Origin of the sequence: Streptomyces glaucescens (assembly GCF_000761215.1) — a bacterium.
GTDB classification, from domain to species: Bacteria; Actinomycetota; Actinomycetes; order Streptomycetales; family Streptomycetaceae; genus Streptomyces; species Streptomyces glaucescens_B.
The window spans coordinates 3,378,382-3,393,088 of record NZ_CP009438.1; the positions used below are offsets into that span (position 1 = coordinate 3,378,382).

General features: G+C 76.2%; 10 protein-coding genes. 1 reads left to right on the plus strand and 9 read right to left on the minus strand.

Going from position 1 to position 14,707, the window contains the following annotated elements:
• Nucleotides 1-90 precede the first annotated feature (90 nt).
• The 6 genes from SGLAU_RS14535 to SGLAU_RS14555 form a co-directional block, all read right to left on the minus strand.
• Nucleotides 91-516 carry a phage tail protein gene (locus SGLAU_RS14535; RefSeq protein WP_043501731.1) on the minus strand — a complete coding sequence of 142 codons (426 nt, stop codon included), beginning with the start codon at nucleotides 514-516 and terminating at the stop codon, nucleotides 91-93.
• Between the two features lie 80 nt (nucleotides 517-596).
• Nucleotides 597-2,567, minus strand: a complete 1,971-nt coding sequence (locus tag SGLAU_RS14540; protein WP_159072778.1) for a hypothetical protein — start codon at nucleotides 2,565-2,567, stop codon at nucleotides 597-599.
• Nucleotides 2,568-3,852: 1,285 nt separating this feature from the next.
• Nucleotides 3,853-4,011 carry a DUF6760 family protein gene (locus tag SGLAU_RS35650; protein ID WP_164540787.1) on the minus strand — a complete coding sequence of 53 codons (159 nt, stop codon included), beginning with the start codon at nucleotides 4,009-4,011 and terminating at the stop codon, nucleotides 3,853-3,855.
• Entirely contained in the window at nucleotides 4,008-4,502 is a 495-nt protein-coding gene (locus SGLAU_RS14545; RefSeq protein WP_043501735.1) for a zinc-ribbon domain-containing protein, read from the minus strand. Before SGLAU_RS14545 ends, SGLAU_RS35650 begins: the two co-directional genes overlap by 4 nt.
• A complete protein-coding gene (locus SGLAU_RS14550) occupies nucleotides 4,499-4,939 on the minus strand; it encodes a phage tail protein (protein ID WP_043501737.1) in 441 nt (146 codons plus the stop codon). Before SGLAU_RS14550 ends, SGLAU_RS14545 begins: the two co-directional genes overlap by 4 nt.
• A 34-nt stretch (nucleotides 4,940-4,973) precedes the next feature.
• Nucleotides 4,974-6,533 (minus strand): phage tail sheath family protein, encoded by a 1,560-nt coding sequence (locus tag SGLAU_RS14555; RefSeq protein ID WP_043501740.1) that lies wholly within the window; start codon nucleotides 6,531-6,533, stop codon nucleotides 4,974-4,976.
• A 248-nt stretch (nucleotides 6,534-6,781) separates the two neighbouring features.
• Here SGLAU_RS14555 and SGLAU_RS36220 point away from each other — a divergent pair, with 248 nt between their 5' ends.
• Nucleotides 6,782-8,575, plus strand: a complete 1,794-nt coding sequence (locus SGLAU_RS36220) for a DUF4157 domain-containing protein (protein ID WP_052413754.1) — start codon at nucleotides 6,782-6,784, stop codon at nucleotides 8,573-8,575.
• A gap of 11 nt (nucleotides 8,576-8,586) precedes the next feature.
• Here the strand turns inward: SGLAU_RS36220 and SGLAU_RS14565 are convergent, their stop codons facing one another.
• Genes SGLAU_RS14565 through SGLAU_RS14575 form a run of 3 tightly spaced genes read right to left on the minus strand, consistent with a single transcriptional unit; the run spans nucleotide 8,587 to nucleotide 14,650 of the window.
• Nucleotides 8,587-10,731: an ATP-binding protein gene (locus tag SGLAU_RS14565; RefSeq protein ID WP_078957721.1), complete on the minus strand. Its 2,145-nt coding sequence runs from the start codon at nucleotides 10,729-10,731 to the stop codon at nucleotides 8,587-8,589.
• On the minus strand, nucleotides 10,728-11,435 hold the full coding sequence (locus tag SGLAU_RS14570; RefSeq protein WP_043501742.1) for a DUF4255 domain-containing protein: 708 nt from the start codon (nucleotides 11,433-11,435) through the stop codon (nucleotides 10,728-10,730). The genes SGLAU_RS14565 and SGLAU_RS14570 overlap by 4 nt, the downstream gene beginning before the upstream one ends.
• A complete protein-coding gene (locus SGLAU_RS14575; RefSeq protein ID WP_043501744.1) occupies nucleotides 11,432-14,650 on the minus strand; it encodes a DUF11 domain-containing protein in 3,219 nt (1,072 codons plus the stop codon). Before SGLAU_RS14575 ends, SGLAU_RS14570 begins: the two co-directional genes overlap by 4 nt.
• Nucleotides 14,651-14,707: the final 57 nt, after the last annotated feature.

Consider the following 14,707-nt stretch of genomic DNA (forward strand, 5'->3'; position numbering starts at 1 on the left):
GGCTGGTGGTCGGCGGGTGGACGGCGGGGGCCGGCGGGGGCCGGCGGGTGGACGGCGGGGGTCGGCGGGTGGACGGCGGGGGTCGGCGGGTCAGGACCAGCGCAGGCCCTCGTGGGCGATCTCCAGGCTCTCCACCGCCGGTGCCGGGTTGCCGGGGTCGAACGACGGCCCCTGCCAGCGCACCGGGACGATGCCGAAGACCTGCCAGCTGACGATCGGGGTCAGGTCCGGCCGCAGGGCCACGATCTCGCCGTCCTTGGGCTCGACCCGCTTCAGCGTCTCGTCGAGCCAGCGGCCGATCTTCACCGTGTCGGTGGTGACCGGCCGGGTGAGCGTGATGTTCGACCAGGTCACGCGTCCGGGCAGCTGCCAGGTGAAGCCGTTGTTGCCGCCCTCGGCGTAGCTCTCGATCTCGACCTCGGCGCCCATGCCGGAGCAGGTGTGGAAGGCGCCCAGGTCGTCGCCGCCGATCGCGAGCCGGAAGAACACGCTCGTCGCGAAGATGCTGTCCGTCATCCGTTTCCTGACCTCATGTGTTCCCTGACCTCATCCGTTCCTGACCTCGTCCGTCCCTCGGCCTCGTCGTTCAGCGGCCCTCAACGGCGTCCGTCGTGGAGGCGGCCCATGCGTTCCCGGCCGCGCCGCAGCTCGGCCCGCAGCAGCCGGGCGACCGGGTCGAGCAGGCGCCGCGCCAGGTCGTCCAGGTCGAGACCGGGATCCTGCGCCGGCTCGGCGCTCCGGGCCGCGCTCCTGGCGGAGCCGGGCGTCGTGGCCGAGGGGGGTTTCGTGGCGGACGCGGCCGTAGCGGCGGACATGGAGGCGGACCGCGGCCGGCCGGGTGCCGGTACCGGCGCGCCGGGCCCGCCCGGGGGTACGCGGTCACCGCCGCCGGAGCCGGTGCGCTGCACCGGGGCCGCCGTCCCGCCGGGCACGCCCCCGGGACCCGCGCTCTTCCGCCGGACCACGGGCACGGCCACCGCCGGGGCCGCCACCGGCGCGGCCGGCGGTCGGTCCGCGAGCGGCGGCGCCTGCGGGGCGGTCACCGGCAGGGGCCGCGCCGGTACGGCGGTGGACGCGGCGTGCGCGCCGGGCCCGGGCGTCCGCGGCAGCGGCGGCAGGGGCCGGACGACCGGGACGCGCTGAACGGGGGCCGCGGAGCCGGTGCTCCGTGCGCCTGCGCCTGCGCCTGTGTCGGTGCCTGTGCCTGTGCCTGTGGTTGCGCGTGTGCCAGCGTCTGCGCCCGGTCCGTGCGGTCCGGTGCGGACGGCGGCGGCCCGCTGGACCGGTGCCGTCGCCGGGGCGACCGCGGACGGGCCCCGCGGCGGCCGTGCGGGCTCACGGGCGGGCGGCGCGGGGTTGCCCCGGGGGGCGGCCGGTGCACCCGGGGAGGGCGTGGCCGGCTGCGGGGTGGTGTGGGCGGCGGGCCAGCGGGGCGCCACCACGGGACGGCCGCCGGTGCGGGCTGCGGGTGGTGCGGCGCCTTCCGGGGCGCGGGTGTTCAGGGAGAGCGGGCGCGCGGCGAGCAGTGAGAGGGTGCGCGGTGCCGCCATGGCGGGGTGGGCCGCCGAGCGGGTCACCGGGAGTGGGTGCGGGCCGGGCGGGCCGAGGGGCGGAGCGCCCGAGGCACCCGACGTGCCCTCGGACACGCTCCGGGCGACGACGAGCGGCACCGGTGCGGCGGGGTCCCGGTGCTGCCGCCGGCCGCCGGGGCCGGGCTCGCCGCCGGACGCCGTGCCGGGCCGTCGCGTGGCCTGTGCGGCGCCTGCCTCACCCGCGGCGACCACCGGTGCCGGGCTCCTGGGCTCGGTGGTGGCCGGGGACGGTGTCACCAGGGGCGTGGCGGGCCCGTTCCCGTGATGCGCGGGGCCGGGCTCCGCGGGACTCGGACCGGCGGAGCCGGCCGCGAGGCGGCGCTGCACGTCAGCCGTCCCCAGCAGCGGTGCGTCCGCCCCGGACGGTGCCGGGGAGACGTGGGGTCCCCGGTCCTGCCGTACCGGGCCCGGCCGGCCGTCCGGGCCGGAGACGGAGGTGGTGGCCGGGGCGGCCGTGGCGGCCGGGAGGTCGGCGCTCGGCGGCAGCGCGGGCAGCGGCGCGCCCAGCCCGCCGCGGGCGCGTGCCCCGGTGCGGGCGGAGGGCTGGTGCGGGCCGGCGTCCGGTGCGGCGGGGCTGTCCTGGGTGCCGCCGCGAGCCGCTTTCGCCCCGCCCTCGTGCGGGCCCTCGGCGCCGGCCGGGCCTTCGGCGCGGCGCTGGACGACGGGAAGCGCCGGACCGGACGCGGCCTTGGCACCGGGCGCGGGGGGCGGGACGGGGGCGTCCTTCGCCAGCGGCACCGCGGTGGCGGGCAGTTCGTTCAGCGGGGCGCCGAGCGGCGCGCGGGTGAGCCCGCCCCGTGCCGGGGCCGCGGGGCGTTCCCTCGCCCCGGCCGGTTCGGCCGCGGTGGAGGGGCTGCCGGGACCGGGGAGGGTGGCGGGCCGCAGGGCGGGCACGCGGCGCACCGGTCCGGACGGGCGCCGGGCGACGGTCAGGGAGGGCCCCGCCGGGCGGAGCCGGACGGCCGGGGTGGACACGCCGGCAGCGGAGGCCCGGGATGTCTCCCGCTGCCCGTCTGCCGGGTCGGGCCGCGACCCGGTCGTCCCGGCCGCGGCGTGCCGGCCGTCCGGACGGGAACGCGTACGACCGCCGGTCCCGGCCGGAGACCCGGAGGCCTCACCGGAGTCCGGCTCGGGCGACCCGGACCGCGCCTTCGCGGCGGGCCCGCCGGCAGCGGGCCGGGCCGCGGACCGGCCGGCGGCCGTGTCCGGAACCACCGACACGCGCCGCACCAGCGGGATCTCCGGCACGGCCGGCCGGCGGCCGGTGTCGGCGGGCGCCACCACCGGTTCGGCGCCGGGTCGCGCCGCCCGCTGGACGGCGGGGGATGACGCGGAGAGCACGGCGGGGGAATCGGCGGACGTCAGGCCACGGCTGTGCGGAGTGCCGCTCCCGCGGCCCTTCCCGACGGCGCCGTCGCCGCTGGAACGCGCCACCGCGGGCCCCGAACCGGACGGTCCGGAAGCGGACGACCCGGAAGCGGACGACCCGGAACCGGACGACCCGGAACCGGACGGCCCGGAACCGGACGACCCGGAACCAGAGGACGCCGCAACGGACGGGACGGATCCGGAGGAGGCCGAACCACCCGACGCCGAACGCGAGGAAGCCGAACCACCCGATACCGAACGCGAGGAAGCCGAACCACCCGACGCCGTGCCGGACGACCCCGAACCAGCCGACCCCGTACCGGACGACCCCGTACCCGACCGCCGGGCGCCCGGGCGTGCGCGTCGTGCGACCTCGCCCGGCCCCTGCGGTGCCCGAGCGGCCGACGGGCGGGACGTGCCGTCCGAGGCCCCCGCGTCCGGCAGCCCGGTGTCCGGCGCGTCACCCCGCGGCCCGCCCGCCCCCTCCGGTCGCAGCGTCCGGAGCAGCAGTGGCCCTCCCCCGCCGTGGGTGGCTCGCGGGGCGGCCGGGCGGGTGACGCCGCGCACCAGGCCGGCCGGGGCCGTGGGCAGCAGGGCGTGCCCGAGCCCGGAGTCGAACGTCGGATCCTGCCAGGCGGCGAGGCCCGCCCGGAAGGCAAGACCGTCACTGACGCCGAGCGGGGCGCGGGACACGGTGAGCACCGGGGGTGGGGTGCGGCGCCAGCCGCCGTCCCAGTCGCCGGGCGAGGAGGGGGCCGGGGTGCCGGGCGCGCTCCGGTCCGGGGCCCCGGCAGGCGGGCCGGCCGCTTCGGCCGCGGTGTGTTCCCGCGCGGGGTCCGCGGTGTTCGGTCCGGCGGCCCGGCGGCGCAGCCTGTCGCGCCATGCCATGTGCTCAACCGCCTTCGTTCACGCGGGTGTTGATGCGGGCGATCTCGGCCACCCACTGCCGGCGTTCGTCGTGGGTCAGGTCGAGGATCTCCTCGCGCGGCCAGTGGAAGTGATAGGCGACGTACGCGATCTCCTCCCGGAGCCGGGGAAGTGCGTACGTCACGATTCCCCCAGGCGCCCACCCGAGAGGTCGACCTCGAAGCCGCCCTCGCAGTGCGGACAGGTCACCGCCGCCCGGGTGTGGCCCTCGCTGTTGACGCGGCGGTAGAAGTCCTGGAGGAAGGCGACGTCGGTGGCGTACATCCGTTCCACGATGCCGGCGTGCACATCGGTGATGGAGCCGATCCGGGTGATCACCTGGCTCAGCAGCACCACGCTGAGGTACGCGGGGTTCTCCTTGACCCGCAGGTCGATCTGGGGGCGCAGTTCGTCCCTCGCCGTGGCCAGGCGCATCGCGCCGTGCCGGTGCACGGTGCCCGCCTCGTCGACGTATCCGCGCGGCAGCTCGAACTCGAACTCGGTGCGCAGCCCGTGGTCCTCTCGTGGCGGCGGGGCGGCGGCGGGGGGTGCCGCCGGCTGCTCGGTCGCCGGGGCGGGTGCCGTCACCTGGAGGATCTCGTCCAGGCTGCCCGCCGTCACCGTACGGCGCCTCATTCGACGATGATCTCCTCGAACACGATCGTGACGGACTCGGTGGCCGCGGACGACTCGCCCGCCCTCAGGGAGGGGCCCTCCCACTTGGAGGCCCAGCCCTGCATGAGCTGGATGCGGCGGACGGTGGTGCCCTCGGTGTCCTTGATCTCGATGGTGAGGTTCTGGCGCGCGGCGTTCACGGCGCCGTTGTTCAGGGTCTCCTTGATCCAGTTGGTGAACTCGCTGCTCTGGTCGAGTCCCCGGGTGATCGTGATCTCGCCTGCCTGCCGGCCGCCGGGCTGCTTGCGGATGATCTGCTTGCCCTCGGCGCTGACCTGCTTGATCTCGACGACGTCCTCCTCGACGGTCAGACCGCTGATCTCCTGGATCGACTCGACCAGGTAGCCACCGAGCTGCACGCCGAAGACATGGGTGGAAAGAGCATCGCCCGTTGCCATGACTGTCTGTCACCTTTCCTTGCGGACCCGCGGGTCACTCGTCGATGAGGCTGGTGCTGTCGGAGAACTGGGCCAGCCGGAACACCACGAACTCCGCGGGCTTGACCGGCGACACGCCGATCTCGCAGACGACCCGGCCCTGGTCGATGGACTCCTGCGGGTTGTTGTCGCGGTCGCACTTCACGTAGAACGCCTCTTCGGCGGTACGGCCGAACAGCGCGCCCCGGCGCCACTCCTCGGTGAGGAACGCCGTGACGTTGCGCCGGATGCTCGACCAGAGCCGGTCGTCGTTCGGCTCGAAGACCACCCACTGGGTGCCCAGGAGGATCGACTCCTCCAGGTAGTTGAACAGGCGGCGCACGTTGAGGTAGCGCCAGGCCGGGTCGGAGGAGAGGGTGCGGGCGCCCCACACCCGGATGCCCCGGCCGGGGAAGGCCCGTACGCAGTTCACGCCGATCGGGTTCAGCAGGTCCTGCTCGCCCTTGCTGAGCCGCAGCTCCAGGTCGACCGCGCCGCGGATCACCTCGTTGGCGGGCGCCTTGTGCACGCCGCGCTCGGCGTCGCTGCGCGCCCACACGCCGGCGATGTGGCCGCTCGGCGGGACGGTGGTGTTGCGCCCCGCGGCCGGGTCGAAGACCCGCACCCACGGGTAGTACAGGGCGGCGTACCGGGAGTCGTAGCCCGCCTCGTCGTTGCGCCAGGCGCGCACCTGCTGGGCGGTCAGCCCGGGCGGGGTGTCCAGGACCGCGACCCGGTCGCCCATCTGCTCGCAGTGCGAGATCACGGCGAGCTGCACGGTGCGCACGCCCTCGGCGTCGATGTCGCCGCGCTGGTGGGCGCTCATCAGGTCCGGCACCGCGACCATGGTGATCTCGTCGATGGTCTCCAGGCCGCCGAACCCGGTGCGGGCCCCGGCGTCGCCGACGTACTCGGCCGGGTCGAGGCGGGCCACCTCGCCGGAGCCGGGAGCGGCGGGCGCGGCCGGCGCGTCGGCCAGCGTCACGGTCTGGTTGGCGGGCCGGCTCTGGGGGGTGCCCTGCTGCTCGGTGACCTCGACCAGCTTGGAGGCGCGGGCCTGGGTGACCAGGTAGCCCTTGACGTTCTTGCGGGCGGACGCCTCGTACGTCTCCACCACCTGGGTGCCCTGGCGGACGAGAAGCTTGAAGCGGTCCTCCGGCGGGTTCTCGCCGTCGGCGTCGGCGACCTCCACCGACACCCCGGCGGCGCCCGGGCGGGCCGCGACCAGGAAGCCGCCCAGTTCCGCCGGCTGCGCCGCCTTCGGCTCCGCCGGCCGGCCGCCGCCGGCCGCCGGGGCGGAGGCGTCCTCGGCGGAGCCTCCGATCCGCACGATGTACGCGGCGCCCCCGCCGTTGGCGAAGTACCCGTACACCGCGTGCGGCAGGTACGCGCCCTCGGTGAAGCCGCCGAACAGCTGGGTGTACTGGTCCCAGCTGGTGACCAGCGTCGGCGCGTGGAACGGGCCGGTCCCGGCGAACCCGACGAACGCGGCGACGGCGGTGCCGACCCCTTCGATCGGTCGGGCACCGGACTGCACCTCCTCCACGTACACGCCCGGGGTGAGGTACGTCGGCATGCTCGCTCCTTCAGGTCCTCGCTGGTCAGTCACCTGTGTCCAGGCCGAGTCTGCGCGGCGGGACGGCCGGGGCGACAGGGACGTGCGGACCCGGCCGGGGGCAGGAACGCTGCCTCCGCCCGCGCGCGCCCACCGCCCCGCGGCCACCCGGACTTGCCCTCGCTCTGCCCGTACGGACCTGGACGCCCCGGGCGCCCGCGCGGTCCACTGGGGGCCGCGCCGGGGGCGCGTCGACGAGGAGGCAGCAGATGCGGACGTCCAGGTCGCGCGCCGGGCAGGCGGAGAACGAGCGGACGGCACCCGGCCCCGCCGCCGGCCGGAAGGCGTCCCCGGGCGGCGCCGCCGTACCGCCGCCGCTCACCGCCGACGCGCTCCACGCGGCACAGTGCGGCGCGGGCAACGCCGCGGTGACCGCGATGATCGCCCGCCGCGCCCGCCCCACGGCCGCTCCGCAGGAGCAGGACCATGGCGTGCACGAGGTGCTGCGCTCGGCCGGCAAGCCCCTCGCGGCACCGGTGCGCCAGGACATGGAGTCCCGTTTCGGCACGGACTTCTCCGACGTACGACTGCACACCGGGCCCGCCGCCGCCCGCTCGGCCCGCGCCATCGGAGCGCGCGCCTACACCTCCGGCAGCCATGTCGTGATCGGTGACGGCGGCGGCGACAAGCACACCCTCGCCCACGAGCTCACCCATGTCGTCCAGCAGCGTCAAGGACCCGTGTCCGGCACGGACAACGGTGCGGGCCTGTCGGTCTCCGACCCGTCGGACCGCTTCGAGCGCGAGGCCGAGGCGACGGCCACCCGTGTGATGTCCCGGCCGGCGGGCCGGCCCGTGGCGGCCCAGACCGCCCCCGCCGCCCCCGCCCCGGTGCCGGAGCTCCCCGTGCAGCGCATGGAGGGGTTCGAGGTGGAGGTGGACAAGCGGGTCAAGGACAGGCTCGGCAACAAACTCGCGGGCGACACCAACCTCGCCCAGAGCGAGAGGGAGAACTTCACGGTCGTCTCGGACAGCAGGCGCCTGGACGCGGGCGGCAACTACTCCAACGTCGAGTTCGTCTCCGGCGCCGTGCAGGTGGTGGGCTCCCAGGCGGAGGCGGGCCCGGCGGAACTCGATCGGATCGTCGACGAGATCAAGAGGGTGCGCGACGACTTCTACGCGGCGGTCAACGGCACGCCGCTGGAGAGCGCCACGGTCGACCTGCAGGTACTGCCCGGCGGACGGGACGTGACCCTCAGCAACGAGGGCTACACCGAGAAGGCCGGGCGGCCGGGCAAGGGGGACGGGCTCTACGTCCAGTACACCGTCGGCGTGCCGCTGGCCGGTGTCCCCCTGATGTTCCGCCACTACCGGGAGGAGGCGCCGAGCCTCGCGGAGGCCCCGCTGCCGCGGGCCCTGTTCCGGCTGAACCAGGCCGCACCGTTCGCGGAGGCCGAACTGGCGAAGTTCGAGAACTCGGCCACCGGCAAGAAGCGCGCCCGGACCGACACCGACTCCCTCGACGGCTTCCTCCAGCTCTACTACACCCAGGTCGCCGCGATGGCCGACTACCTCGCGCAGGAACAGGACGGGGGCCAGATCAAGAACCTGACCATCTTCCTCTCCCGTTCCCGGCTCGCCGACGCCTTCAAGCTCCTCGACAGCGACACCCAGGCCTACTTGCGGAGGAACAACAACCACATCGTCAACCGGCTGGCGGCATTCCAGGAGAAGACGGAGACGCCGGGCCAGAAGCTGGACTTCTTCGACCGTGGCACCCGTGCGTTGCCGGGGCTCGAACCGGTCACGCTGGAGACCTACGCGAGGTCGGCCCTGAAGGGTGAGCCGAGCGTGTCCCAGCAGCAGGTGTTCGGCGGCATGAACGAGATCGCCCCGCATTCCGTCGAGGGCAGCACCGTGATCCCGATGGAGATCCGCGCGATGGGCAACTACTACAAGACCTGGGACGAGCTGAAGGCCGAGCTGCGGAAGATCGCCGGCTGGGCGCAGGAGGGTTACGAGCGGGACCGCGAGATCCACGGCCCCGGTGGCTCCCGGCGCTGAGCGGGCCGCTCTCAGACGTCCACGGCCACCTCGAGCCACGGGCCGAACTCGCCCGGCAGGATCAGCCGTCCGAGCTTGCGGTACTCCTGGGCGACCGCCGTCACCAGCTGGCGCATGGTGAGCGGTTCCCCGGTCTCCGCCGCGAGGTAGGCCGCGGTCACCGCGCAGGCCCGGATGGAGCCGCCGGCCAGTTCGAAGCGGTCCGCGCAGAACGCGAGGTCCAGGCCGGCGGCGCGCGGCACGCGGTCGCCCAGGCAGCGTTCCCACAGGGCGAGCCGCTGCCCGGCGTCCGGCACCGGGAAGTCCGCCACCACGTCGAGGCGGCGGGTGAACGCCTCGTCCAGGTTGGCCCGCAGGTTGGTGGTCAGGACGGCGATCCCGTCGAACGACTCCATGCGCTGGAGGAGGTACGCCGACTCGATGTTGGCGTGCCGGTCGTGCGCGTCCTTCACCTCGGAGCGCTTGCCGAAGATCGCGTCGGCCTCGTCGAAGAGCAGCACGGCGTTGACGGCCGAGGCCTCGGTGAAGATCCGCTCCAGGTTCTTCTCGGTCTCCCCCACGTACTTGTCGACGACCGTGGACAGGTCGACCACGTACAGGTCCATGCCCAGGTCCGCCGCGACGACCTCGGCGGACATGGTCTTGCCGGTGCCCGACGCGCCGGCGAACAGCGCGATCACGCCCCGCCCCCGCCCGCCGCCCGGCCGCATCCCCCACTGGCCGAGCACCTGCTCGCGGTGCCGGGCGCGCAGCGCGAGTTCGCGCAGCCGCCGGTGGGTGAGCGGCGGGAGCACCAGGTCGTCCCAGCCGACGCCGGGCTCCACCCGGCGGGCGAGCCGGTCGAGACCCGCGCCGTTCTGGGCGCGCACGGCGGTGCGCAGGTCGTCGGGGCGGACCGGGCGGCCCGCGAGGACGGCCGTGCGCACGGCGACGTCGGCGGCGCGGCGCACCTGTCCGGAGTCCAGTCGGTGCGCGGCCACCGCGCGGGCGAGCGCCTCGGCGTCGCCGCTCACGGAGATGCCGCCCGGGCCGTCGCCGGTGGCCCGTTCCAGGGCGTGCCGCCAGCGCGCGGCCTGCCGCTCGGGGGAGGGCGCGGCCACGGTCAGGACGACGGGGGTGTCGGCCGCCCAGGCCGGGTCCCAGCCGGTGGTGCCGTGCGTCAGCAGCGGGATCCCGCGCAGTGCCGTGCACAGCGTCCTGAGCGTCCGGGCCCGTTCGGCCGGCGGTGCGGGCAGCGCTTCGAGCGGGCCCAGGACGACCCCGGCACCGGTGAGGCGGGCTTCGAGGGCGGCCACCCGCGCCAGCTCCGGTACCTCGCCGGAACGCGGGGCGAGCGCCGCCGCGTCCAGGACGAGCGGGGTCAGTCCCGCCGCGCGCAGGGCCGCGGTGGCCAGGCCCTCGGCGTCGCCGCCCCGGGTGCGCAGATGGACGAGGCCCGTGCCGGTCCCGGCCGCGGCGGCCGCCCGGGTGACGTCCGCGGGCTCGGCGGTCGGGTCGTCCCGGGCCTCGTCGAGCACGCCGGTGAGGCGGGCGTCGGGCCGCGCGTGGCCCAGGAGGTGCGCGGTGACCCGGTCGGGGACCACGAGGACGCGGGAGAGCGGTGGCCGTTCCGGCTCGGTGACCTCGACCAGTCCCCCGTCGACCAGTGGTGCTCCGGGGGCGAGGCGGAACCGGCCGGGCGCCGTCGGGGTGAGACCGCACAGCTCCAGGGCGAGTCCGACCGTGGGCCGGCGGCGGGTCAGGTCGTCGTTGAGGTAGCCGTAGAGCCGCTCGAACCGTGCGTCCAGGTCGGGCGCCACCGCGACCAGGAGCAGGTCGACGTCCAGCGGCGACAGCCCGAACCGCGCGGCGAGGCCGCCGAGGACGGAACCGGGCGGCGGCTGCCGGGGGGTGTGGCCGGGCAGGCCGAGCCCGCCCGGCTCGTCCAGGAGGCGGGCCGCCGCCTCGGGGCTGAGGTACTGGCCGCGGTACGGGTCGTCGGGGTCGGGGTCGGTGGCGCGCCGGGCCGCCACCGCGTGCCGCACCCGCTGCTCGACCGCGTGGAGCCGCGCCCACAGGGCGTCGGCCCCGCCGGCCGGGTCGGGCCGGGTGCCGGTGGGCGGGGCGGTGCCGGCGTCTCCGGGGACCGGCGGGGCCGGCTCGGTGGTGTGTGTCACGGCTGGCGCTCCCCGCGGCGGCGGCGCCGGGCGGGGGGAGCGCCCCGCTCGCGCGGACCGGTGAAGCCCTCCGGGCCCGGATCGCTCGTCTCCAGGTAGCGCAGGCGGCGCCCCGGCTCCGCTTCCCCGCCTTCGCGGCGGGCGGCGGAGCGCACGACGAGCCCTTCGGTGACCGGCGGCGCGACGGCCGTGGTCACCCCGGCGAGCGGCGCCCGTACCCGCACTCCGAGTGACGCCTTCAGCTCCCCGCCGAGCGCCGACCACACATCGGCGGCGGCCGGTGCGTCGGCCGCCGCCCCGGCGGTGTCCAGGGCGACGGTGAGGCCCAGTTCGGCGAGGGTGCCGGTGAGCAGCCGCGCGGGCAGCGTGTCGGTGGCCACCAGGCAGGCCAGCACCTGCGAGAGCAGCCGGTGTTCGTCCTGGGGGCGGCTCGCCCACGCCGTGACCAGGTAGGTCAGATCGAACCAGCGGGGCGGGGTGCGCCGCGCCACGAGGTGTCCGTCCGCGTCGTACACCTCCTCGGTGCCGCTGCCGCGCCGGACGGGGTCCTCGCGGATGTCGTACAGGAAGACGCAGACCGTCGGCGCGCTGCGCCGCGCGGCCCAGTCCCGGGTGGGCGCGTCGAAGACCACCTCGACGCCCGACGCCTCCAGGCCGGACTCACCGAGCAGCCGGCGCAGCCCCTCGTCGACCTCGTGGATCACCGGCGGGTCACCTCGTCGGGCGGCTGCACGGAACCGCTGACCACCAGGAAGTCGGTCCGCACCGGTGAGAACCCGGGGCCCCTGGCGGTGATGACGCGCGGCCCGGTCTGGTCCTTGGCGAGGATGAGCAGCTGGCCGGTGAACGTGCCGTCGGGTTTCGGCACGGTCGGGGCCGCCGCGGCGGTGATGCCCGGGTTCCAGGCGAACCGGACCGGTACGCCCGGCGGGAAGTCGCGGCCGCGCACGGAGGTGACGAAGCCGGGCTTGCCGATCTCCGGCACCGCGACGATGCGCGGCTGGAGGATGCGCAGCCGCTGCCGGGCGGTGTTGTCGCTCCGGTCGGCGTCCGTCCCGGTGGTGGTGAGGTGGCCGGTGACCCGGCCGGTCAGCGCCTTGACGGGGCTGAGGACGACCCGCACGACGGTGCTCGCGCCGGGTTCCAGGTCCGGCAGCGCGCACAGCCAGGAGGCGTCGCAGCCCGGCGGCGGCCCGCTGCCGGGGATGCCCGCGGGCAGTCCGAGGCGCAGCCGCAGCCCGGTGGCCAGGGCGTTGCGGCCGTTGCGCACGGTGTACGTCACCACGACGCGTCCTCCGACGTAGCCGGGGTTCGGCTGGGCGGTGACGCGTACCCCGGGGCCCGCCGCGGGCTCGGCCGGCGGTGGCGGTACGGGGGCGGGCGGCTCCGTGGCCGGCGGCCGGGGGGCGGGCGGCGCCGGCGTGGGCGGCCGGGAGGCGGGCGGCGGGCTCGTCGGCGGCGGCGTGGCCTCGCGCACCGGGACCACGGTCCGGCCGGCGTTGTCGCTCGGCCGCGGATCGAGGACGGTGCCGGTGACCGACCAGCCGACCGGCGCGTCACCGGGGGTCAGCCCGGTGAGGGTGACGTCGACCGGGACGGCCGTTCCGGGCGGCACGACGCGGACGTCGCACTGCAGGGAGGCGGCGTCGCAGGTGCCGCCGGGCCAGGTCAGCCGTGTGATGCGCACGCCGGCCGGCGGGGCGACCGTCAGCCGGGTGCCGGGTGAGGCGGCGGGGCCGCGGTTCACCACGTCGACACGGACCGTGGTGGACCGGCCGACGGTGACCTCGCCGGTGCTGCCGGGTGCCCGGACCGCGAGGTCCACGGACTGCTGGACGCCGGGTTCCTTCTGGCGGCCCGGGAGAGCGCCGGTGAGGGCGACGAGGTCGCCGGACGCGATGTCCAGGTACTTCAGTTTCTCGGGGCTGTTGACGGCGCGCCGGTGGCGGGCGGTGAACACCAGGCCCGCGCCGTCGGCCGTCCAGGCGGCGTCCCGCGGCTGGTGCGGGCCGGTGGCCGAGGTGTCCGGCAGCTCCAGGCCGCAGCCGTCGGGCACGTCGCGGGCGGCGACGGGCAGCAGCACCCGGCACTCGTCGCCCGACAGGGACGTCAGGAGGAGGCCGTTGTGCTCGTCGATCCGCCCGCCGCCGTTCTTGCGGTTGAAGGCGATGCTCTGCCCGTCCGGGGAGAACGCCGGGCTGTCGTCGATGACCTTGCAGTCGTCCGGGCAGTTCTCGGCGCTCAGGTCGTGCTGCCGGCCCAGCGCGTTCACGGGCGCGGTCCAGATGTGCTTGTTGCCGCCGCTCCCGTCGATCACGTGGTTGCGGGTGAAGGCCAGGGTGGTGCCGTCGGCGGACCAGGCGGGCTGGGCGTCCTGGCCCTGGAGCTCCTCGCCGGGCGGGACGATCTCGCCGGTGATCGCGCCGGTGGCGACCTCCGCGACGAGGATCCGGCTGAATCCGGCGCCCGGTCCGGTGCCACCCGGCGAGATCCGGGTGAAGGCGAGGTACCTGCCGTCCGGGGAGAACGCCGGATCGGTGTCCCAGTCGCCGGGGGCGCGTCCCGCGAGCGGCAGGTACGCCGCGTTCCTGCCGTCCGCGTCCGCCGTCCAGATCCGCACGACCCGGCGGTCCGGGGGGCCTTCGAACCGGGTCAGCACGATCCGGCGGCCGTCCGGCGTGTAGTTCTGCCGTTCGGTCCACGGGTCGTAGCCGGCCCTCGGCCGGAACAGCGGGTCCTTGGCGGTATCGGTGTTCGTGTCGGCCTCGGGGTCCTCCGTCAGGACGGTCAGCCCGAGGTCGCGCGGATCGGACCCGTCGGTCCGCACGTCCTGCAGCGTCGCCTGGTGCGGGCCGGACGCCGAGGTGCGCTCCACCACCGCGCCGCCGCCGTCGAGGGGGCCGAGCCAGGTGGGCGACAGCACCTCGCGGTCCTCGTCGAGCACCAGTCCGGGAGTGGCGGCGGAGCGCACGGGCGTGCGGAACACGTGGTCCCAGTCGCCCTCGCACTCGCAGGTGATCTCCGGGCTCAGGAACAGCACCTCGTTCCCGCCGGGCAGCCACGACGCGCCGTGCGCCCGCCACCCGGCCCGCGCGCCGCCGAGCAGCGGCCCGTCGGTGCTCCCGTCGGTGCCGTCCGTCATCCGCAGCCGCGGCCCGTTCGCCCCTTCGGCGGTGGCGGTGTACGCGATGAGGCCCCGGTGGGCGGCGTCGTCGACCGGGTTCCACACCGGCTCGGTGGCGGCGCCGTTCGCGGGGTCGGTGACCCGTTTGGCGGGGCCGCCGCGGAGGCCCCGTACGTAGATCTGCGGTCCGGCCGACGGGTCGCTGTCGCTGGAGTACGCCAGGCGCCGCCCGTCGGGGGAGACGGTCGGGCTCTCCTCGTCGGCGGGGGTGTCGGTCAGCCGCTTCGGACGGCTCGTGCCGTCGGTGCGCACCAGCCACAGGTCGCGCTGGGTGCGGCCGTCCGGTCCGCCGCGTCCGGCCGAGTCGAAGACGACGGACCGGCCGTCCGGCGTCAGCCGGGGGTGTGCCGCGTTCATTCCCTTGGTGAGGCGGCGTACGGAGCCGTCGGCGGACCGCAGGTAGATCTGCGGGTTGCGCTCGTCGCGGCGGCTCGCGAAGACCAGCCGGTCGCCCAGGGCGGACGGCTGGACGTCGAAGTGGGCCGGGCCCGTGCCGAACAGCGGGGTGCTGGAGGTGGTGGTCGCGGCCTCGCCGAGGCTGCGGTGCCGGGTGCCGGCGTAGGTGATCCGGGTGGCCGCGGTGTCCCGGGTGCCCGCGGCTTCGGCCACCCGCGGCGGGGCGTCCGCGTCGTCCTGCCCGGCGGCCGCGGTCGCCGCGAGCAGCGGCACCAGCAACAGCACCGCCAGGCCGAGCCGTCCCGGGCGGTACCGCCCGCCGGGGCCAGCGCTTCTCATCACGGTTCCCCTCGCAGTCTGGTGCGGCACCCGGATGTGCCCCCGCCACCCTGCGGC